General features: G+C 39.9%; 13 protein-coding genes. 8 read left to right on the plus strand and 5 right to left on the minus strand.

Annotation, left to right across the window (positions count from 1 at the left end):
* The first annotated feature begins 41 nt into the window (after positions 1 to 41).
* Together WSC_RS0100060 and WSC_RS0100065 are read left to right on the plus strand one after the other, a co-directional pair.
* On the plus strand, positions 42 to 1,505 hold the full coding sequence (locus tag WSC_RS0100060; RefSeq protein ID WP_016953863.1) for a sulfatase-like hydrolase/transferase: 1,464 nt from the start codon (positions 42 to 44) through the stop codon (positions 1,503 to 1,505).
* Positions 1,506 to 1,538: 33 nt separating this feature from the next.
* A complete protein-coding gene (locus tag WSC_RS0100065; RefSeq protein ID WP_016953864.1) occupies positions 1,539 to 2,990 on the plus strand; it encodes a sulfatase family protein in 1,452 nt (483 codons plus the stop codon).
* Here WSC_RS0100065 and WSC_RS0100070 read toward each other — a convergent pair.
* Positions 2,975 to 4,423 (minus strand): helix-turn-helix transcriptional regulator, encoded by a 1,449-nt coding sequence (locus WSC_RS0100070; RefSeq protein WP_016953865.1) that lies wholly within the window; start codon positions 4,421 to 4,423, stop codon positions 2,975 to 2,977. The two genes, WSC_RS0100065 and WSC_RS0100070, sit on opposite strands and share 16 nt — an antisense overlap.
* Before the next feature lie 258 nt (positions 4,424 to 4,681).
* Here WSC_RS0100070 and WSC_RS0100080 point away from each other — a divergent pair, with 258 nt between their 5' ends.
* Both WSC_RS0100080 and WSC_RS0100085 read left to right on the plus strand, forming a co-directional pair.
* Positions 4,682 to 5,047 carry a hypothetical protein gene (locus tag WSC_RS0100080; protein WP_157447135.1) on the plus strand — a complete coding sequence of 122 codons (366 nt, stop codon included), beginning with the start codon at positions 4,682 to 4,684 and terminating at the stop codon, positions 5,045 to 5,047.
* A gap of 86 nt (positions 5,048 to 5,133) precedes the next feature.
* Positions 5,134 to 7,071, plus strand: coding sequence for a TonB-dependent receptor plug domain-containing protein (locus WSC_RS0100085; RefSeq protein ID WP_026016574.1), 1,938 nt, complete (start codon positions 5,134 to 5,136; stop codon positions 7,069 to 7,071).
* A gap of 174 nt (positions 7,072 to 7,245) precedes the next feature.
* Here WSC_RS0100085 and WSC_RS0100090 read toward each other — a convergent pair whose 3' ends face one another.
* The 3 genes from WSC_RS0100090 to WSC_RS0100100 form a co-directional block, all read right to left on the minus strand.
* Positions 7,246 to 8,640, minus strand: a complete 1,395-nt coding sequence (locus WSC_RS0100090; protein WP_026016575.1) for an MFS transporter — start codon at positions 8,638 to 8,640, stop codon at positions 7,246 to 7,248.
* A 9-nt stretch (positions 8,641 to 8,649) separates the two neighbouring features.
* Entirely contained in the window at positions 8,650 to 11,787 is a 3,138-nt protein-coding gene (locus WSC_RS21415; RefSeq protein WP_050996065.1) for a glycoside hydrolase family 2 TIM barrel-domain containing protein, read from the minus strand.
* A 98-nt stretch (positions 11,788 to 11,885) separates the two neighbouring features.
* Positions 11,886 to 14,624, minus strand: a complete 2,739-nt coding sequence (locus WSC_RS0100100) for a TonB-dependent receptor (RefSeq protein WP_016953871.1) — start codon at positions 14,622 to 14,624, stop codon at positions 11,886 to 11,888.
* A 283-nt stretch (positions 14,625 to 14,907) separates the two neighbouring features.
* Between WSC_RS0100100 and WSC_RS0100105 the strand changes: the two genes are divergently transcribed.
* Together WSC_RS0100105 and WSC_RS23740 are read left to right on the plus strand one after the other, a co-directional pair.
* Positions 14,908 to 15,918, plus strand: coding sequence for a LacI family DNA-binding transcriptional regulator (locus WSC_RS0100105; RefSeq protein WP_016953872.1), 1,011 nt, complete (start codon positions 14,908 to 14,910; stop codon positions 15,916 to 15,918).
* A 183-nt stretch (positions 15,919 to 16,101) separates the two neighbouring features.
* On the plus strand, positions 16,102 to 17,415 hold the full coding sequence (locus tag WSC_RS23740) for an RICIN domain-containing protein (RefSeq protein ID WP_016953873.1): 1,314 nt from the start codon (positions 16,102 to 16,104) through the stop codon (positions 17,413 to 17,415).
* Between the two features lie 43 nt (positions 17,416 to 17,458).
* Here the strand turns inward: WSC_RS23740 and WSC_RS0100115 are convergent, their stop codons facing one another.
* Positions 17,459 to 18,628 carry a hypothetical protein gene (locus tag WSC_RS0100115; protein ID WP_016953874.1) on the minus strand — a complete coding sequence of 390 codons (1,170 nt, stop codon included), beginning with the start codon at positions 18,626 to 18,628 and terminating at the stop codon, positions 17,459 to 17,461.
* 276 nt (positions 18,629 to 18,904) lie between these two features.
* Here WSC_RS0100115 and hsdR point away from each other — a divergent pair, with 276 nt between their 5' ends.
* Entirely contained in the window at positions 18,905 to 22,435 is a 3,531-nt protein-coding gene (gene hsdR / locus WSC_RS0100120; protein WP_016953875.1) for a type I restriction-modification system endonuclease, read from the plus strand.
* A gap of 182 nt (positions 22,436 to 22,617) precedes the next feature.
* Positions 22,618 to 23,775: a Fic family protein gene (locus WSC_RS0100125; protein WP_016953876.1), complete on the plus strand. Its 1,158-nt coding sequence runs from the start codon at positions 22,618 to 22,620 to the stop codon at positions 23,773 to 23,775.
* Positions 23,776 to 23,781: the final 6 nt, after the last annotated feature.

Below are 23,781 nucleotides of genomic sequence, written 5' to 3' on the forward strand. Positions count from 1 at the left end.
TAAAGTATTATTGTCATCAATAAACAATTTGAGGTGTGTAGGTGAAGTCAGGTCATTCAGGTAAAAAATCGATCATTATTAATTTGGGGTTACTCATTCTAGCCTTAGTGGCTTTTCATCCAGAGTTAATGGCCAAGGCTGTTGGTAAACAACCCAACATATTATTTATTTTGGCCGATGATGCTGGCTACCACGATTTTGGCTTTCACGGTAGCCAAACCATGCATACACCTAATTTAGACCAACTTGCTAAACAGGGTATTTTATTTTCGAACGCTTATGTCAGTGCCGCTGTATGTGGCCCTTCACGCGCTGGTATTTTAACGGGTAAGTACCAACAAAAGTTCGGTTATGAAGAAAATAATGTCCCTGGATATATGAGTGCTTCCGGTATCACTGGTGATGATATGGGGCTGCCGTTAGAGCAAAAAATACTACCGCAATACTTAAAAGAATTGGGTTATACCACAGCCCTTATTGGCAAATGGCATCAAGGTAATGCGGATAGGTTTCATCCAACTAAACGCGGTTTCGACTATTTTTATGGTTTTCGTGGTGGAGCGCGTAGTTATTTCCCTTTCGGAGAAAACAACCCAAATTATCGACCGGAAGACTATTTAGAAGAAGGGTTTGGGAATTTTGAGGAAAGCCCGAGATATTTGACTGATGCATTGGTTGATAAAACCATAGCTTTTATACAGCAAAATCAATTAAACAAAACTCAAACAGCTAAACCATTTTTTGCATTTTTATCCTTGACTGCTGTGCATGCACCAATGGAAGCGGAAGAAGCCGACTTAGCGCAATATCCTAATTTACAAGGTACACGCAAAACGCTTGCGGCAATGACCTTGTCCATGGATAGAGCAATTGGCCGTTTGTTAAACAAACTGGATCAGCTGAATTTAGCCGACAACACGCTCGTTGTTTTTACTAATGATAATGGTGGGCCAACTGATCAAAATGCGTCAAATAATGCGCCGTTAAGTGGCACTAAAGCTAATCACCTTGAGGGGGGCATTCGTGTGCCTTTTATTATGCGTTGGCCAAATAAATTGCCTAAGCAGCAAGTGTATTCCCAACCCGTTATTACGTTAGATTTATTACCAACTTTTTATCAAGCCGCTGGTGGTCATTCTCAACAATTGGCTGATATTGATGGAGTGAATTTATTGCCTTACTTAACTAACAATCGCAAAACGAAATTGTCTGAAAGACCACATCAGGCTCTTTATTGGAAAAAAGAAAACAGAGCCGCCATTCGTGACGGCGACTGGAAATTACTGCGTTATCCAGACAGGCCGGCAGAGTTATACAACTTGGTAGAAGACCAATCAGAAAAAGTTAATTTAGCTCAACATTATCCAGAAAAAGTAGTTGATTTATATAAAAAATTATTTGCATGGGAGCTCACTTTAGAAAGACCTCTGTGGCAATTAAAACGCCAATATGAAGGAGACGCAATGCAACGAATGGACAAATTTAGAACGCATATCGCAGATTAACTACAAACAAGTAATACTCAATAGGTAAATAATATGATGCAGTTAAATTATAAAAAAATAGGTTTGGCTTGGCTGTTTGTTTTAAGCTTTATCGGCTGTGCCCAAGCTCAACAAAAACCGAATATTGTGGTTATTTTAGCCGATGATTTAGGATATCGGGATGTTGGTTTTACTGGCGCAAAAGATATCAAAACCCCCAATATCGACAAGCTGGCTCATAACGGCGTGATATTTAATAACGGCTATGTTACTCATCCATACTGCGGACCGTCTCGTGCTGGTTTGTTAACTGGACGTCATCAAGCTCGTTTTGGTATGGAGAATAATGTGTCATATTCTCCTGACGATAAGCATATGGGTTTACCGTTAACCGAAAAAACTTTCGCAAAACGCTTGCAAGAAGTTGGTTACAAAACCGCTATTTTTGGTAAATGGCATTTAGGTGGGGCGCCGCATTTTCAGCCAAATAAACGTGGATTTGATTATTTTTATGGTTTTTTAGATGGAGGCCACCAGTATATGCCAGGTGAAGTGCATATAGGTACCGACGGTTATTGGTTACCTATTATGCGTAATACTGGGGTAGCCGAGTTTGATGAATATTTAACAACAGCTTTGAGTAAAGATGCGGTTAAATTTATTGAACAAGCGCAAGATAATCCTTTTATGATTTATATGTCGTATAACGCGCCACATACGCCATTACAAGCACCAGAAAAAACCATTGCCAAATACAAACATATCCAAGACAAAGAACGTCGTATTTACGCTGCAATGATTGATGAAATGGATCAAGGCATTGGTTTATTGGTTGATGCGTTAAAACGAACTAATCAGCTAGAAAATACACTTATATTCTTTTTGTCTGACAATGGTGGTGTTTACCCTGAAGAATGGTTGCCAACCTTTGATTGGTCTGATAACAGTCCGTTTCGACGCGGCAAAGTTGCATTATTAGAAGGTGGTATACATGTACCATTTATTGCTCATTGGCCTGCAAAAATTAAACAGGGTTTTGAATTTGATGGATTAGTGTCGGCGCTAGATATTGCCGCTACTTCTGTCGCAATTGCTGGTGCGGATGCAAGTGATGGTTTGTTAGAAGGGGTTAATTTAGAGCCTTATATGACTCAACAAAAAACTGATTCACCACATCAAGCTTTGTACTGGCGCTTAGAAGAAGCAGATCATATTTGGGCGGTAAGAACAGAAAGCGCAAAATATATGAATCAACCTTTGCCAAATGTAGGCCGGTCATTTTTTGATATGGTTAATGATCCATATGAGCAAAACAATATTGTTGACCAAGAACCACAACAACAAGCTGAATTAGCAAAACTGTGGAACCAATGGAACAGCAAAAATATCAATAACATACTGCTACAGTCATGGGAATATAAAAAAGCCCGCGATGATTTTTATAATCAGCTATTTGAGAAAAACAAAGCGGATGCGAAAGACAGGGCTGTTTATAATGTAGAGTGAGCAACAGAGTTGGCCTGATATTCTTTCGGGGTTAATCCGGTTTGTTTTTTAAATACAGTGGAAAAATAGGCTGAGTTATTAAAACCCACTTCATAAGCTGTTTCGGTTACACTTTTCGTTAGTAGTAAGGTTCTGGCTTTATGTACCCTGACGTCTACTAAATATTGCAATATAGTTTGTGAAGTGACATTTTTAAACACTTTAGTGACGTGTGAGCGACTGCAGCCTACATTGTCAGCGACATTGTTGAGAATAATGTCGCTGTCATAGTTGGTTAGAATATAGGTTTTGATCGACTCAACTAAGCGCTTATCTGCGCTACTGTCAATTACATTGTCACGCTCTGAGGCTAAAGCCGTGGCTTCACTTAATAGCAGCTGGTTAATTGCTAAAAAGTCAGTTGCTTTGTCAATATTTGTGCCGGCTTGTTGCAAACGATTAATTAGGGTTTGTGCATTTCCACTGTCAAATATAGCCGCGTCAAACATCATAAAAAGTATTTCTTTAGTTCTGACTTTAAAAGTATCTAAACTATTTTGTGCAAAAGCAGATAAGGCTGAAGTTAACTTTTCAACTTTTTCAGCAACAACACCTATATGTCCATGGTTAACGGCTTCCAACAAAGCTTCGCGTTCTTTAAACGGGTAATCTTCATTTATTTTGTTTGGGTAGTAATCAACAAAATTAGTTGGGGTCGGCGCTGTATATTGAGCCAACGCCATTGAGTTTTGATGTAGGTGGTGTTGTTTTATTTTGTGATTGGTAATTTGGATATCTTTATAAACAGCGACAATCCAAACAATTGCTGTAAAGGCGGAACCACCATAATAAATTGCCCATTGTTCAGTTGATAATCCGATGGTCATAGCGGTAAATAATAGCAATACACCAAGGATAAGTAATTTCACAGCTTGTTTTAGCGATTGTTGTAATAAAAATAAGCAAGGTAGCAACAGTTGAACGCTAATTAACGCTATTTGACTGTAATAAACTTGTTGTTTGCTTACGCCACTTAATAAATGTAACCACTTAGTTTTGTGTAAGTGATCCATATAAAATGGTGGAGCGAACGCAAAAAATAGGCTCCAGCAAAACCCTAGTAGCGCAAGGCAATAAATGGCTTTACGAGCATTAGTTATATTGGCTTGAATACATAGACCATAAATAAGCGCGGGCATACCAAAAGTAAAAAGCACAACATTTCTCATTAAGTCAAACCAGCGCCGAGCTTCTTCAACTGGCATTAAATTGACCAAAGGTCCACATAAAAATAACGTGAAAGACACAATAAAAATAGCATACCAAGGATAGGCAGAACCGATGCGGTATCTCACGAGCGTGAAATAAATTAACACGATTGAGTAGACATTAGCTGCAGTAAAGGGAAAAACTGCACGAATTAATATGTCCCAATTTAATGCTATGTAATTCATTGTGTTTTATGTTTATTGTTAACCATTGTCTATACTTTATGCCTTTATTTGTTACCTGCAAGGTTTTTTACTATTAATTGCTCTAATTTAGACCAAAAGCCAATTTTAAAAACTTTAGATTTTTTATCGTTATGTATTTGAATATTCGTGCAATCTCGACCTAATACAAATTTTAGATATGTAAAACTCAGCGTCAGAAATATCGCATCTACAAGCTGTTTGGGTATATAATGCGTTTGTTTCAACAAAAGAGCGTTTATGGTTAAGTTTCGTCTGATAGTGGTTGTTTTTTCAATATTTTGCATTGCCTTTAACGGGCAGGCAATGGCGCCTATGGCGTTTGAAAAATGCGATGAAATGTATTCAGAGACAAATGAACATCAAACCTTAAACCAAGAGACTCATCAGGATAGCGAAGCAGAGACGCATGATTGTTGTGATGTCGACTGCTGCGATGCCAGCTGCGACTGCGCTAAAGGGTCGTGCCAATCAGCTGTATATATAATCGAACAACATCTAACATCGATACAAACTAACGCACCTAACCGAATTCGTTTATTGCCTTTGGTGCAATTACCAAACTATTCGACACAGCCATTTCGTCCCCCCATTTTAGCCGCATAAGGGTTTTTCTACCCAAAATTCACCGAAAAATTTAAATGTGCAGCAGCGAACTGTTGCCAAATGTAAACCCATATTTTGAGGTTAAAATGCGAAAAATATCAGTTAGTGCAGCTATATGTATGCTGTTAATGCCTGGGTTAGTAAAGGCTAATGCAGATGATCACCATGATGAACACCACCACGAAGAGTCGAATATAGAAACAATTCAGGTTAGAGCTTCTAGGCTAGGCAGAATTGTCACAGAGTCGGCCACACGAATTGAATTAATTAATGGCGAAGAAATTCAAGAAAAAGCTATCATGCGCCCTGGCAATATTTCTATGTTAGTGGCAGAAACCGGTGGGGTGCGGGTGCAAACCACCTCACCGTCATTGGGCAGTGCTAATATTCGATTGCAAGGATTGTACGGTCGTTATACTCAATTATTAAGCGATGGCTTACCATTATATGGCGGGCAAACCGCATCAATTGGTTTGTTACAAATTCCACCGACCGATTTAGCTAATGTGGAAATAATTAAAGGTTCGGCGTCATCTTTGTATGGTGGCTCGGCTTTAGGTGGTGTGATCAATTTAATTTCGCGCACCCCGTCTAAAAAATTTCAAGGTGAAGTGCTGGCTAACCTAACCTCAAAAAATGGCCAAGATTTAACCACGTATCTAGCATCACCTCTGACTGATAATTTTAGTGCCTCGTTAACTGGTGGTATTCATCTCCAACAAACCCAAGATTTAGATGACGATGGTTGGATTGATATTGCAGGTTATGAAAGAACGAGTATCAGACCGCGTTTTTATTGGCAAGGTGAGCACGATGACAATTTGTATGTCACCCTAGGTGCTATGTCTGAGAAACGAAATGCAGGTACAACTAACAATGGCCAACTACCAAATGGCGAACAATATCAACTTAACCAAGATAGCCAACGTACAGATATTGGTTTTGTTTACGACAGGCCAATTGGCGATGACTTGAGTGTAAATGTGCGCGGCTCAGCAATGGATCAGCAGCATCAACACCAATATGGCACAGTTTACGAAGACGATGCACATCAAAGTTATTTAATTGAATCTAGCTTGGCTGGTTATAACAATAAAACGGCTTGGCTGCTGGGAGTTGCTTATCAATCAGAGCAGTTTAGTTCAAAAACCTTTCCTGAGTTTAACTACAACTATCAAGTACCTGGCTTATTCTCGCAATTAGATTATGAAGTAAGAGAAGATATTTCGTTATCTTTAAGCGCTCGGTCAGATTGGCACAATGTATATGGCAACCAATTTAGCCCAAGAGTTTCAATTTTGTATAATCCAGACAATTGGACTTTTAGAGGGGCCTACGGAAAAGGCTTTTTTGCCCCCAGTCCATTTATTGAAGACATAGACGAAGTTGGTTTATCTAAATTATCACCACTGAATAATTTAGATGAAGAGCGCGCTGAAACCGCATCAGTCGATGTCAGCTATGCTGTGGGTAGCAGCGAGGCGAGCATGACTTTATTTGCGTCGAACATTAGCCAAGTAACTGAGTTGCAAGAAATGCAAATAGTGAACACCAAGGGGGAAACGCAAATTCGTGGTGCGGAACTTTTGTTACGCTATAAGTGGCAGGATATTAAGTTTACCGGTAGTTACTTGTATACAGACGCCACAAAGGTATCAGAGCAAGGTGATGGGCGAGAGCCACTTACGTTAAGCCCTCAGCACTCCGCTGGTATGGTGGTTATGTGGGAAGAACACGGCAGTCATTTATTAGGTTTTGAAGCTTACTATACAGGCACGCAGCACTTAGCGAACAACCCATACCTAAATAAAAGTAAACCCTATTGGCATTTAGGTTTGTTAGGGCAAATCACCCTAGGTCGCTTTAGTTGGTTTGTTAATGCCGAAAACTTACTGGATATTCGTCAAACCAAAGAGCACCCATTATTGTTGCCCGAGCAAGCCGAAAGTGGCCGGTGGACGACAGATATTTGGTCGCGCAATGATGGTTTTACCGTGAATGTTGGTGTGAGGTTTAAGTTTTAGTTTTCAGCTGCTACAGCAAAAAGTTAACCATTGTGCTTTGATACTTTATGGGATGCTTGTAACTAGGAGGTTATAACTCTAGATAGGGAGCTTTTTTATCAAAATAGAAAAATGCCCAATGACAAAGTGTTGGGCATTAACTTGACTCATTTACAATTGGGCTAGATGTTATTTTTAACTGCTTGGAGCATGTAAGTCACCTTTGCGTTCAATTAGAGCTAGTTCAATCTCTAACATGGTTTTATCTCTCAGCGGATAAAAATACATTATTACAACTTTTAAAAACGCTAAAAGTGCTGGAATCAGGCTAAAACATAGTAAAATTCCAAGCTTAGCTTGCTCATCTTGAGCTACATTTCCTACAAAACCATAAGCAGCGAGAATCCAACCAGCCAACGCACCGCCAACAGCCAGCCCTAGTTTCAAACCAAAAAGGGCAGCTGAAAAAATGACACCTGTATTTCTATGGTGATGCTTATATTCACCATAATCAGCAGTGTCGGCATACATTGACCATTGCAGCACTGGAATGAAACCAACAGCTATACCGTTGATAGCTTGAAACACAAACAACAAGGTTAGACTGCTGTCTTTAATAAAATAAAAACTGGCCATAATAATGCAGTTCACTAATGCAGCATAAATGACTAACATACGTTTATCGATATGTGCACTCAAAAATTTAGGTACCGCAGCGCCGATTACACTAAACAGCAATCCAACTGCTAAGAACAAGGTTGATAGATCAAAAGGACCCAAAACAGCTGTGCCATCATCACCAATCCAATATTTAAAGAAGTGGAGTGTTACTGCCCCGTTAATTGTGAAGTAAATCCCATGGACAATATATGATAAGGTCAATAATTGCCACGGTCGGTTTTTAAGCAGGCTATTTATATCCTTTTTTATTGTCGGTTTATGTTCAAGCGCTGGTTTAACTCTTTCTTTGCAAAACAAGAAGGTGCACCAAAACAAGATGATTGAAATTATCGCAAACAGAGCCATTGTTAGTCTAAAACCTTCCGCTTCATTGTCTGCACCAAGTGCTGAAACTAATGGGCGAATTAGTAATGTCAAAAGCAAGCCTCCAGAAAAAGCACCAACAAATCGATAACCAGATAGCGTTGTTCTTTCATATGAGGATGGGGTCATTACACCGGATAACGAAGCATAAGGAATGTTTATAGCGGTAAAAGCCAGCATCATTAGTGAATAGGTGACGAATGCATAAATGATTTTTCCTTCGTTTGACAAGTCGGGATTTAAGAACATTAAATAGCCGCAAACACCGTATGGAATCGCGACAAAAAGCAAATATGGCCGATAGCTCCCCCACCTGCTTTTCGTTCGATCAGCTATGGCTCCCATCGCCGGGTCTGTTACCATATCTAGTAACCGCGACAGTAAAAATATACTACCAACGACACCAGCAGAAAGCCCCACGGAATCAGTGTAGTAATAAAACAGAAAAAATTGAAAAAACTTAAAAAAGAAATTAACCGCCACATCTCCTGCGGCGTAGGCAATCTTCTCAGATATAGACAGATAAGTATTTTGAATATCTTTCATTATATTTATTTAAACCTCTAAGAAGTACTGGAAGTGATAAACTCCCGATGTTATTCGATACTGTTCAAGTGTATCTGGTCCACAAGCTGCGTTACCTAAACCACGTTGCTTGTAGTCAATATTTACTATTGTTTCTTGGCGTGGTTTTAAGTCAATTGTATGACGTGCATTTTCTAGGTCTTTGTCGGTGAAGTGACTTACTGAAACATTTAGAGGTTCAGGAAAGGTAAACTTCAGCCGAGAGCCGTTTTCGTGAGTTAATTCAAGCCATCGGACATCAGTATGGTTACCATGTGATTGCGGTAAGATATAAGGGACATATTGTGCTGCCACAGAACTTGAAAAACGACTAATCCAATTGCCTGATTTACGGTCACAATAAGATTCATGGGGACCCATACCATACCATTCACAATTTTTTATTCCACTAGCCAACTGCATCTGAATACCAATCCTGGGCAGGTCGGTTATCTCAGGTCCAATCTTGACCACAGTGTCAACTTTAATCAAACCATCTTTCAAGAATGTCCAAATTGTTTGTTGGATAACAGAACTGCCACTATGCAATACAATTTCATGGTCAACAGTTATTGAATATATATTTTGCTCAGACGACTGCTTCAAGCCAATCAGTTTAACATCGTAATCGTCCAACCCTAGGCGGCGCCAGTTTGCCAATGGCTTGGGTCGAGTTTCATTTTTTAAGCGCAATCCGTCATTGTCTATTGGGCAGCGCCACAGGTTTAAAATTGGCGCAGATGCAAGTAACTCAGTGCTATCTTTATACCAAGAACGCCACAAACCAGTGCTGAGATCCATTTGCAGTTTAGTTCCATTCCAGCAGATTTGACCGTCATTTTTAACCTGAATGGTAGAAGGCGTAATGGTGTGTGGCAATAGCTGATTTTTTGCTCGACATAATGCATGTTGCTCCCATGCTATTTCATCTCCGGCTTTGCACCAACTGGTGTTGTGGCTGGCTGTGACGCTAAAGCGAATAAATGATTCTCTTGCATTAGCATAAGCATTCTCATAAATATGCTTGGGTAATATGTATTCGATAGATTGTCTCGGGCCAATTTCAACTATAGTAAAGCCAGAGTGTTCGCTGTTGGCAATTTCTACACCCTCAGACTCGACAACCCAACTAAACTTTAACCATCTAGTGGTTGTGAAATATTGTTTATTTGTAATTGTAAAAACAGTTGGGTTAACTGGATTCTGTTTAATTGTGACTGGTTGGGCTAGCTTTTTGAATTCGAATAGAGCTGGGTGAGGTGTTCTATCTGGCCAAACTAGTCCGTCAATAACAAAGTTAATGTCATTTGGATTGTCATTGAAATCACCACCATACGCCCAATACTTTTCATTATTTGTGCTCTGCTTGACTATTCCATGGTCAATCCATTCCCAAATAAAGCCGCCTTGCAGACCAGGCATAGTCTCAAATAATTCGAAATATTCTTTTAAATTACCATTTGCATTACCCATGGCATGGCAATATTCACAGGGGATACAGGGACGAGGGTCGGTATACTCATTTGAAAATTTTATCAATTTTTCTAGTGACGGATACATTGGACAAATTAAATCCGTAGCTAAAAAATGATCTGGTCGATGAGATCTGTTTTCACTAAACTGAGTGTCAAAATTATCGTCCCAGTGCATATCTCTAGTCGCGCCCTCATAATGAATGATTCGAGAATCATCGTATTTTCGGATCCAAGCTGCCAAAGCATCATGGTTACAACCGTATCCAGCTTCATTACCCAATGACCATGAAATTATGCTAGGGTGGTTCTTGTCTCTTTGTACCATTCGCATACCACGGTCAAGCCAAGCCGCTGCATATCTAGGCTCATCGCATAAGTTGAGTCGAAAGGCATGACTTTCGAGATCGGTTTCATCTATGACGTATAGACCATGTTTATCACAAAGCTGATAAAAATAGCTGTCGTTGGGGTAGTGTGCACAGCGTACTGCATTAACATTGAAACGTTTCATTGTTAATACATCCAATTCCATAGTTTCGCGTGACAAAGCCTTACCATCAGTATCGTGGTGGTCGTGGCGATTAACGCCGTTTATTATAACGCGTTGGCCATTAATCAATAATGAACGATCTTTAATCTCAACTTTCCTGAATCCAGTTGATTGACTGACAACTTCAACCACATCATCGTTGTCATCAATCAACTCGACAACTACTTTGTATAATGTTGGTGTTTCATGACTCCACAAGTTTGGTTGCGTTACAGTGCGTTCGGTTGATATCTGCCACCAAGCTTCACGCTCAATGTATGTTTTTGATTCAAAGTTCGTTATCCATTCGTCATCAAATACCGGTTTGTTGCAATAATCTAACAGTGAAACGCGTAAGCGCCAGTTGCCGAAGGGGGTACTAGGAAATTTTAGTCTTGCCTTTAGTGACAAAGTTGCTGACGTGAAATCGTCATTCAAGACAGGCTTAATAAACAAGTCTTCGATATTAACTTTAGGTGTTGAGCGTAAAAAAACCTCTCTAAATATGCCTGCCATCCACCAATGATCTTGGTCTTCAATAAATGATGCGTCAGACCATTGGACAACCATTGCAGCTAAAATGTTTTCTCCCTTTTTTAATGCGTTTTCTAAATCGAACTCTGCGGGTAAGCGTGAGCATTTGTTTAAACCTATAAATGTACCATTTAACCAAATTGCCAATACACTTTCAGCAGCGCCAACATGCAGAATTGTTCTGCGTTTGTGCCATTCGTCATTAATGTTAAAAGTGGTGTAATAAAGTCCTGTTGGGTTGTGTTGGGGGACATTTGGGGGAAAGTCGGAAAAAGGCATTTGCACATTTGTGTAATGAGGTTTTCCATAGTCTTGCATTGTCCAATTTGATGGGACTTTTATAGTGTCCCAAGTTGAAAAATCGAAATGTTCGCTTGCGAACCCCTGCGGCGCATGGTTTGGGTTATCTATATAATTGAAATACCAATCTCCGTTTAATGGCATGTAAAAAGGCGAGTTTTCAGGAACTCCCGATATTGCTGACTCAATAGAGCTTTGTGAGATTAACCTTGGCCTAGATGCAATTCTATGAATATTGATGAGTTCAGGCGCTTGCCAGAAATATGGCGGAATACTATTTGGTAGAGGCATGATGATTTCTTCGAATTAATGTTTAAATAGGATGTACATTTTTATTGGGCAGATCGCAGCACTAGTATCCATTAACTAGTGCTGCACTTATGCTTAAGTTAGTAGCTGGCCCTTATGCCAAAGGTGTAGCGTGCGCCAGAGTCCACAAGTGATACAAAGTGATTGTCAAAACGTCCTTTTGATTTAACCTTTTCTCCGGTTACATTCAGACCTTCTAAAAATATCGTGATATTTTCACTAACGTCATAACTCGCGCTCATGTCTACTTGGCTATAATCTTCAACAAAAATTGGGTCGCCGCCTGTCGGGTTTCTCAATGTCTGTAAAAATTCGTCTCTTTGGTTTAAAGCGACACGCATTTGCAAAGCATCTTTCTCATAGAAAACAACAAAGTTACGAGAGTCGCCCAAGCCTGTTAATGCGAATGATTCTTCGAGGTTATTAACATCAATTTCAGTATCACTATCAACTATAGTCATATTGGCAAATACACCTAACCCGCTAAAAATACCAGGCAGCATGTCAAAAGTTTGCTGGTAGGACAGTTCTAGGCCGTCAACAGAAAGTGTTTCAGGAGAATTGACAAACCCAGCCACGTCCCATAACGCTTCGGACCCATCAGGCTCTGTGATATCTTCTCCTGTATTGGGGTTCTTAAAGATTTCTTTTCGAATGCCAGTAACAATAAAATTATCGACACTCTTTCTGAAATATGCAGCTGAAACATAACTTACGTCACTGAAATACCATTCCAAAGACAGATCAAAGTTTGTTGATTCGTATAGGTCTATTTCGGGATTGCCTGAACTAGCTCGAAGAGCACCTGGGCTTAACACATCATAACTTGTCCTTGGTGCAAGAGTGCGCATAGTCGGACGGGTGATCGTTTGTGAATAAGCGAATCGGCCAATTAAATCATCCGTGATGTCTAGCTGGAAATTAAATGCAGGCAATAAATTTGAGTATGAATTTGTTTTATTTACTGCTATTTCGTTTTCTGTGAATACCGCGGTCAATAGTGTTTCATCATTAGGAATTTCTTCCAGAGCAAGCAGGGCAATTTGACGGCCTTTGGCTGTCATATCTGTTTCGGTGTAGCGCAATCCGAAATTGGCTCGCCAAAACATATCGGCCAATTCGCCGTCAAAGGCTAAGTCGACATACGCAGCTAATACACTTTCTTCAATGGCAAATGAATCAGCCTGTCGCTGAGGGCTAAAACCATTGTTAGCGTCCAAAATTGCCCGAGTAGTACCTGGTTCTAAATTAAGTGCTTGGTCACGAGCACTTGCAGCTTCATCAGATTCAAGATAGTCAAAATAAGCATCGCCATCAAACCTTAGCCAACTTGTCGGTACGCCATCAGTATCTTCACCGCTCATAAAACCGTCTGGCGTGAAAGAGGTTAGCAAGTTATCAGGGACATCTATAGGGTAACCGCAATATAAGCATAAGACGCTAGAGTTTGTTCCATAACTGGTGTTTGCTTTTTCTCTATCTAAACTCGCAACGCCAAAATTGATGGAAGTAAGTGGTCCTAATTCAATGAAATACGAACCATCAACTTTGATTTCAGAGACATCATCTTCAATTTTTAAACCTTCTCGATTTGCCAAGTGAGCACGACCTAAAGAAGGTGATAATTCCGGAATTCCTGTAACTTTGATGATTCCAGAGTTATTGGTCGAACTAATACTATTGTTAAAACCAATAACTGCAAATATATCATTACCGCCATTGTCTGATTTGGCAGAGCTTTCGGATATATCAAATTGCATTTCTAGCTTGTCTGAGATTTTCCACTCGGCGTTTAAACCAAATCCTTTTGTGGATGTTGGTCTGTTGAAACTTCTAGCGACAAAATCCGTCGCGCCGTTATCGCTGTGGGTTAGTTGGGTGACAGTACCGTTGGCATCAACGGTGATATCTGAAAGCTCACTCATGGTCATCCAATGCCCAATTGAAGTTGCATCAGATTCAACGTTAAAATCCGAATAGAGCGCGTCAGCTGTAATGGTCAGATCTTCAGATGGTGCGTATTGCAAAACGACAGTCCCTCCAGTCCGAGTTCTGTCCTGAAAGTCAACAATTTGGTCGTTGGTTTGTTGTACAAATGAGCTTGTAGCGCCCCCAACGTGCGATAAATCGACGTCGTTTAAAAAACCTCTTGTATTAACTTGATCGACTCTAGCTTTTCGCTCTTGATGTGAAAATGAAATTAGTAGACCAAGGGTATCATCAGCAAATGTACCGCTAGCTAAACCTGAAAACTGAGGTGTAGTTTTACCGGATAATTCCTCATGTAAGGCTTTTGCACTGAACACAAATTTGCTACCACTAATATCAAAAGGTCTTGCTGTAATGAGGTTAACTGTAGAGCCAATACCGCCATCAGTCATATCAGCTGAATATGTTTTATACACTTCTGTCCCGCTGATCAACTCTGATGCTAGAGTGTCAAAACTAAAGTCTCGCTCTTGATTTTCTGTTGCCATTGTCCGGCCATTGACCAATACATTGTTGAATTCCGGACCAAATCCACGAACTGTTATTCTTTGGCCTTCACCGCCACTACGATCAATAGCAACCCCCGGAATTCTTTGTAACGATTCTGCGACGTTTTGGTCAGGGAACTTGCCAATATCTTCTGCAGAAATGGAATCAACAACCCCCCGGGCTTCTCGTTTAGTGTCTATCGCTTTTACTAAACTGCTTTTGATTCCTTTGACTAGAATTATTTCTGTTTCGTTTGGTTCTTGAGCTATAGCTTGAGCATTTATTAGGGCATTACTAACAGCTACTGCCACAGAGAGGTTGATAAATTTTTTGTTATGCATTGTTAGTCCTTACTATGTTTTGTGTTTTATATGGTGCTGAGTACTAGAGCGGGTTTTACAATTAATGTTTAATTGTTGTACATCACATGTTTATAGTATGTTTTAATTTTTATTTCTGCAAGCGCTTGCAGAAATGATGTTTAAAAAATTTGTTAAATGCATGTATAGTAAGGAAATATATTGTGACTGCGTTGTCATTATTTGTGTTTTTATGATGAGTAGATTCTAAAAGTGGTATTTTTTTCCAACTTAAAGGATACTTGTTTAATATTTTCTGAAGGGGTTGAAAGCAAACGTGATAACGTTAAAGCATGTCGCTGAATTAGCTGGTGTGTCTACTTCCACAGTTTCTAGAGTGGTAAGTGGAAAAGATGTCGTATCTAAATCTGTCAAAGATAAAGTAGAAAAAGCTATTAAAAAAACAGGTTATATTCCCAATGTTAATGCACGAGCGTTAGCTAACAAAAACTCTACATCTATTGGATTGGTAACGCCTGATCTGTCGCTAGCATTTTTTGGAACATTAGCTGCAGGCGTGATTGATGCTGCTGATGATCTCGGCGTAACCGTTGATATTTGTAATTCAAGAGGTAAAGATCAAAATAATTTAAATGCGGTAAAAACATTAATCAAAAGAGGTTTTAACAATATTTTGTTGGATGAATCTCACTGTGCCGAAAGCAAGATACTTGAACTTTGTGCAGAGGTTCCTGGGTTGGTCCTTATGAATCGGTTTATACCACAGATAGCTGAGCGATGTGTCTGTGTTGATAATGTTACTGGTGGTAATATGGCTGCTAGCTACCTGTTGGATAATTTGCATAACAATATAGCTTTTATTACCAGTAACTCAGAGATAGCAGACCCTTTTGATCGAATCCATGGCGCGAAGATAGCGATGGCAAAACGCGGAATTGATACAAATAATTGTTTAGTTGCCCAAGCAGCGCCAACAATTGACGGTGGTAAGCAGGCCGTTTTAGAGTTGTTAAACAAGTCAGATGAATTTACTGCTATATTAGCTTATAACGATAATATGGCTGTAGGGGCAATGAATGAGTTGCAAGATCGAGGAGTAAGAATTCCAGACGAAATCTCAGTTATAGGGTTTGATGATTTAGCTATATCTACAGTCTGTCGTCCAGCTTTAACAACCATGCACTATCCAATTCGAGAAATGGCAGACTATGCTGTGAAATTGTCATTGGATCTAACTAGCAGCAAAAAAACATTGGGTACCAGCCATAAATTCATTCCAAAATTAATAGAAAGAAGCTCAGTATCAAAAATTTAGTCGTTGTTGTGCATTGCCGAAAATTAGGCCTTTGCGAGCACATGACAATGTTAGGTGTAACGAGATAGGGCAATTGAGTATTCTCTAATAGTGTAAAAATTCCTTTGATTTATTGTTTACATTTAACTGTTGGTGATCAATCATAATTGCGCTTAATACACTTACACAAAGAAGGCTCTATTAATGCTTCAAAAAATCACACTCTGTGCTTCTCTAGCACTAACCAGTACAACTATGTATGCAGCAGACTGGGATGGTGTACCGATTCCGGCACCAGCAGGTCAAAACAAAACTTGGCAAATACAATCTGTGTCAGATGATTTTAACTACACAGCTTCAGCCAATAATAAACCAAACGCTTTTACCAGTCGTTGGAACGACAGCTATATTAATGCGTGGTTAGGGCCTGGTGATACTGAATTTAGTGCAGGTCATTCGTACACAAATTCAGGCAAACTGGCTTTGCAAGCTGCTGAAAAAACAGGTACAGACAAAGTATACGCAGGTATTATTTCTTCAAAACAAACATTTACCTATCCGCTTTATATTGAAGCGCGGGCAAAATCAACCAACAACACTATGGCGAATGCAGTATGGATGTTAAGTGCTGATTCAACTCAAGAATTAGATGCAATGGAAGCTTATGGTAGTGATAGGCCAGGCCAAGAATGGTTTGATCGTCGTATGCATGTGAGCCATCATGTATTTATTCGCGAACCATTCCAAGATTATCAACCAAAAGACGAAGGCTCTTGGATATACAATGAGCAAGAGCCATGGCGCGTTTCTTATCACAACTATGGTATGCATTGGAAAGATCCTTGGAATGTTGATTATTACATTGATGGTGTTTTAGTTAGAAGTGTCTCTGGCCCTCAAATGATTGATCCAAATAACTTCACCAACGGCACAGGTATCAACAAACCATTACATATTATTATTGATATGGAACATCAAGACTGGCGCGATGTTAAACCAACGTCTGCTGAGCTTGCAGATCCTGCAAAAAGTATTTTTTATGTAGATTGGATCAGGGTCTACAAACCAGTTGATTCAGGTGCTTCAGCGCCTACGCCACCTACAGGTGCCACTTCTTTACAGGCGAGACATAGCAGTAAATGTTTAGACTTATCAGCTGGTAATTCGGCCGATGGCACTAACATGCAGCAGTGGGGGTGTAGTGCAACCAATACTAACCAAGATATTACTTTTGTGGCTAAAGGTGATGGTTATTATGAAATGAAAACTAAACACAACAAATGTATTGATGTTGCAGGTAAAGAAACAACTAATGGTGCTAACCTTGTGCAGTGGAGCTGTTACAACGGTACCAACCCGCAGTTTAAATTACTCGATAAAGGTAACGGTTGGTTTCAATTACAAGCAAAACACAGTGGAAAATGTTTAGAAGTCGTCAACTCTGCTACCACCAATGGTGCAAATGTGCAGCAGTGGGCTTGTGGAAATGGTAACAACCAGCAATGGAAGTTCCAATAAGCTTATTTTACCCGCAATCAGTTAATTGGTTGCGGGTTTGTTTTTATAACGAATTAGCTGTATTAGCTGTATTAGCCCAGTTATTTGCAGCCTCTTCATCTATTTCTCGCCACTTTTTTACAATAATCCGCGCAATTTCAGCTTGGTTGCTTTTGGGAATAGCATCAAATTTTTCAACTAGCCATAGTACATCTTGATTAGCGATATTTTGCGCTACATTCAATAACAAATGTTGCTGCATGTTAGGTTCTGCTTCGTTTAACGCCAATTGCCAAGCAAATTGATGGTTTTGTGGCTCAGCAACCGCCAAATCTAAAATAGAGTTTAATGCTGCTGCGCGTTCTATTGGTTCGTTCAATGTAATTGCCCAAGTTAAAGCCGAATTTAAATCTTGTTTCGCCACTGTATGTGCGTAACGCGCTATAAGGATAGTTTTTTGTGGATTTTGTGGCATGAGTTCTAAATAATACAAAGCTTCAGCAGGTTGTTGCTCTAACAAATTTAATATCAGTTTGTTTATCACCGAATAATACATATTTGAACGCTCGCGCCCTTCAATCCACTCCAGTACAGCTGTGTACTCGACTTGCGCCCAATTGACTAAAATACTGTCCATTATTTGAGTTTTTAAGTTTGCATCGGATAGGTTTTCAGCTAACGCCAGTATCGACGCTTGGTTGTGCTCACTCGCACCAACGTAGGCAGATATTAATAAATCTGACTTCACGCTTTCTTCCAATGTTTGTGAATCAAGCCAATTTAATACTGAATTTAAATTATCCGCGCTAGCGGCGCTGATAACGTCATAAATTAAATAGCTAGAAACCTCAGCGGGCTGCGCCATTAAATGCACCAATGCACTATTTAGATCTAATGCGGCCCAAGCTTTGTATAAATTTAATAGGTCATTGATGGTGGAGGGATTTTTAGTGGTTAAAAGCGTAATACAACTTTGAATCTGTTGTAGGTTATCAAGTTGCCAACCTGTATTTTTACATTCAGCTAAGCTCTGGTTTATTTGTTTTTCGGTAGTGGTTTTTGGGTTAGTTGAATTGACAGATTCAGGTTGCTGAGTTGCATCGGTGCGTGTGTTATTGCTGTTGGTTGATTCAATTGCAGACTCAGGCGAATTAGCAGGCTGCCTAAGAAAAAATGACAACAAACCTACAATACAAAGCATGACCACAGATAACGCAACAATCGAACCTTTCATAACCAAACCATAAATTTAGATGATATTTAATTGTACACAATTTGATTTCATGTGGCATTTTGAAATTTTGTCTCAATGATAGAGCGGGGAATATATGAAGAGAGTTTAAATAGCGATATTCCGTAATTGGTTACTTCATGTTTGCTGGATAATTTTGTTGTTTTTATATGACAACTAAACAAAAAAGTTGAGAAAAATCATAATAATGCTAGTGTAATCACAGCCAAACAAAAGACAAATAATAAGCACTGGCAGTGCAAAAATGGAGTTTAATTAATGTCGTCTCCCAGCCAAACTAGCAATTTCGGATTCCTTCAAGAACACGATCCACTTTTTGTAGAACTAGCAGCATCTGCTGAACGTGCATTTTATAGCGATCCAAACACGACATTAATTAAACTCAGGCAGTTAGGTGAAGCACTAGCACAGCACATTGCTGCCTTAGTCGGAATTCAGTTTGATGAACAAACTTCACAAGCCGATTTGCTATACAAAATAAATCGTGAACTAAAGTTAGAACCAGTGGTTAGGGAGTTATTTCATACCCTTAGAATTGAAGGCAATAAAGCTACACACAGATTCAAAACCAAACATAAAGAAGCCATTAATGGTTTGATGGTCGCGCGAAAATTGGCAATTTGGTTCCATCAATCATTTGGCAAAACGGGTACAAAGTTTAAAGCAGGGGCTTTTGTTGCGCCAACAGACCCAAGTGAGCAATTACGCAAATTACAAAGTGAAATAGAAAAACTAAAAAATGATTTAGACCAAGCGAATATAGACCTTAACTCAAGCCAACAACTTAACGAACTGATTGCCCAAGAAAAAGACGAATACCAAAGCCTAGCGCATGCAATGGATGAGGAATCGCGCCTGTTAGCTAAACAAGCCACAGAGCACGAACAAGCATTATCAGCACAAAAACAAGAATACGAAGCCAAAATAAAAGCATTGCAAGCGCAATTGGCTGAGCAAGATGAAAACAGCAAAACATCACAACGTCAGCAGCTTAACCGCAATACTCAAGCTGCTAGTCAGAATATAGAATTAGACGAAGCATTAACTCGTATCTTGATAGATCAGCAATTAACTGAAGCTGGCTGGCAAGCAGATAGTGAAGCGTTGACCTATCAAAATGGCACCCGCCCAGAAAAAGGCAAAAATATCGCAATTGCCGAATGGCCTACTGAATACAAAGGCAGTAAAGGCCGCGCAGATTATGTGCTGTTTTGTGGGTTAACACCAATAGCAGTAGTAGAAGCTAAAAAAGAAAATATCAATGTAGCTGGAAAAATTCCGCAAGCCGAACGATACAGCAAAGGCTTAGCTGTAAATTCACCATTACAAGGTGCATGGGAACTAGCGGGAATGACAATAGCTTGGCCAGACGATGAAGATGGCCATTATAAAGTACCTTTTGTTTATTCCTGCAATGGGCGACCATTTGTTAAACAACTTGCAGAACAATCTGGCACTTGGTTTAGAGATATTAGGCACGGGTCAAATATTAAAAGGCCATTAGAAAGTTTTCATAGCCCAGAAGGTTTGCTCGACATACTGAAACGCAGTAAAGAAGACGCCCAACGAAAACTAAAAACCGAGCCTTTTGGTTATTTAAAATTACGCGACTACCAACAAAAAGCCATTTTAGCGGTAGAAAAAACACTGAGTTGCGATATACGCCAAGCCTTATTAGCTATGGCAACCGGTACAGGTAAAACCCGCACTATAATTGGCTTAATGTACCGATTTTTAAAAGCAGAACGTTTTAAACGCATTTTGTTTTTGGTAGATCGCACCGCGTTAGGCCAACAAGCCTTAGATGCATTTAACGAAGCGCCACTTGAGCAAAACCACACCTTATCCAAAATATATAACTTGGCTGAATTAGGCGACATGGCCGCCGAAGCGGAAACCCGTGTGCAAGTAGCTACAGTACAAGCTATGGTTAATCGCATTTTTAAAAGCGACAACCCACCACCGCTTGATCAGTTCGACTGCATAATTATCGACGAAGCCCACCGAGGTTATACGCTCGATCAAGAAATGACCGAAGGTGAATTAGCCACGCGCGATGCCAGCCAATATTTATCAAGTTACCGCCGAGTATTAGATTATTTTGATGCAGTAAAAATAGCCTTAACAGCAACACCAGCCAAACATACTAGCGAAATTTTTGGTAAACCTGTTTACACCTATTCATATCGTGAAGCGGTTGCAGATGACTGGTTAATTGATCACGAACCGCCTATTCGCTATGAAACTTTACTCACCCAAAAAGGCATTCATTTTGAAAAAGGTGAACAAGTCCAATCTATCAATACACAAACAGGTGAGATTGAATTTGCCGAGCTAGAAGACGAACTGAGTTTTGAAATTGACGCTTTTAACAAGCAAGTGATAAATGAAAATTTTAATCGAGTTATCTGCGAACAACTAGTTCAGGAATTAGACCCATTTGGTGAAGAAAAAACTGTTATATTTTGTGCGCCATCACAAAAAGGATTACATGCAGATATGGTTAAAAGGCTGTTAGATGAAGCCTTTAAAGAATTATACGGTACAGATTACAAACAAGCCTCTGTAGCGGTAATTAAAGGTGACTCATACAAAGTAGACCAATTAATCCGCCAGTTCAAAAACGAACGTTACCCAAACATTGCCATTACAGTTGACTTGCTGACTACTGGTATCGACGTACCAAAAATTTGTAATCTGGTATTTATGCGCCGCGTAAAATCACGCATTTTGTATGAACAAATGATCGGCCGCGCCACACGCCGTTGTGACGAAATAGGCAAAACAGTATTTCGTATATACGACCCAGTAGATATTTACGCCGCCCTTGGCGAAGTAAACAGCATGAAACCATTGGTGAAAGACCCAAACATTACGCTGGAACAGTTAGTTGAAGAAATAGCCGACCCAGAACAGCTTGAACGCGCATTAAACGCACCAGGCGACACAGCCGAGCAAAATCAAGCTGATGTGGTGTTAAGTCAACTTAGCCAGAAGGTGATGCGAGTATTGCGTAAAGCTGAGAAAAAATCTGAAAACAAACCTCAGTTAAAACAAAAGCTAGAAGAACTGCACGATTTATGGGGCGTAGAGCCTAAAAACTTACACAGTCACTTACACCAAATAGGTCCAAAACAAACGGCTGAGTTTTTAAATAAACATGTCGGTTTTATCAATCAGTTGGCACAAGTAAACCAACTACTAGGTAGCGAACGCCAGCCAGTAATCTCAAACCATGAAGATCAAATTAAAGAACGTACACAAAGTTACGGGGTGCACCAAAAACCACAAGATTACCTAGACAGTTTTAATGAATTTATCAAGCAGCAAGTTAACCAAAGTGCTGCATTAGCTGTTGTTGTAAATAAGCCACGCGACTTAACCCGCGAACAACTAAAAGATGTAAAACTCTTATTAGATGGCGCAGGGTACTCAGAAGCCAATTTACAAAGTGCAGTACGCAATCAAACTAACCAAGACATTGCAGCCAGCATTATTGGCCATATTCGCCGTGCCGCCTTGGGCGAACCACTTGTGCCATTTGAAACTCGTGTAGCCCAAGCTATGCAACGCATATATCAAAGTCACAACTGGTTGCCCGCGCAACGTAAATGGTTAGAGCGTTTAGCTAAACAATTAGTCCATGAAGTGATTATCGACCGCGAATTTGTTAATAACCGTTTTGCAGAACAAGGTGGCGCCAAACAACTAGATAAAGTGTTGGGTAATCAACTTGATATTGTTTTAGACGAACTCAGTGACGCAATTTGGCCACCGAAAAGTGCTTAACAAGCATAAAAAATTGCCTTTTTTAAGCATGTTAGTCTCCTCATGTCGAAATTTTTGAAAAATATCGACATGTTTTGTATTCATGTCGATGCAATCGACATATTAAAATAAAAAAACAGTTTATTTTAACTTAGCCTTTAACTTAAAATAACGGCCAGCGTTAATTTAACTTAAGGACAAAAATGGAACGAGGACTAACAGGGCAATATATTGACAGCATTGCTGGCGGGGTGAATTGCAAAGCGTTTATACCTAATCCGCTGCCGCCTATTCCAGCACTCGAATTAACCAGCAAACTACAAAGCCGCATTAATCAGGCAATGTTGGCTTTAGGTCGGCTAGACGCTATTAGCACCTTATTGCCCGATGCAAGATTATTTCTTTACAGCTATGTTCGCAAAGAAGCGGTAATGTCATCGCAAATTGAAGGCACACAATCTTCATTAAGCGATTTAATGTTGTATGAAATGGAAGGTATACCGGGTGTACCCATGGACGATGTGCAAGAGGTATCTTGTTATGTTGGGGCATTAGAACTCGGTGTAAAACGTATTCGTGAAGACCACCCAATTACGTTTCGGTTAATAACCGAGCTGCACACTGCACTAATGACATCAGGGCGTGGCATTAGCAAAGGCCCTGGGCAATTTCGCAAAAATCAGGTATGGATTGGCGGCCATCGTGCCGACGAAGCCACTTTTGTGCCAACCCCTGCTAATGAAATAGCCAATTGTTGGGCTGATTTAGAACGTTTTTTAAATGATGTACCCGAAGCAACCGACCCACTGATAAAAGCCGCGTTAGCCCATGTGCAATTTGAAACTATCCACCCATTTATGGACGGCAATGGGCGTTTAGGCCGCTTACTCATTCCACTTATTTTAGTAGAAGCAAAGGTGCTTACTGAACCATTATTGTACCTTTCTGTATTTTTTAAAAAATATCGACAGGTGTATTACGAGCGTTTGCAACAAGTAAGATTAACAGGCGATTGGGAAAGCTGGTTACTGTTTTTCGTAGATGCTGTAGCCGAAACCGCCAATCAAGCGGTTAAAACTGCACAACAGCTGAACCAATTGCGCCAAACACACCGCGAACAAATTGCCAAGTTAGGGCGAATTGCTTCATCGGCACAGCAAGTATTAGATGTATTGTTTGAATATCCAATTGCTAACATTAATACCCTGGTAGAGCACGGCAATATAACAGCCGCAACAGCGGGTAAAGTGATGGATAAATTATCTCAGCCTGATGTTGCTTTAGTTACCGAGCTAACAGGCCAAAAACGTAACCGCGTATATGCTTACAAGGCTTATATCGACATATTAAATAACGACTAAATCTAG

The organism is Catenovulum agarivorans YM01 (assembly GCF_000281085.1).
Classification (GTDB): domain Bacteria; phylum Pseudomonadota; class Gammaproteobacteria; order Enterobacterales; family Alteromonadaceae; genus Catenovulum; species Catenovulum agarivorans.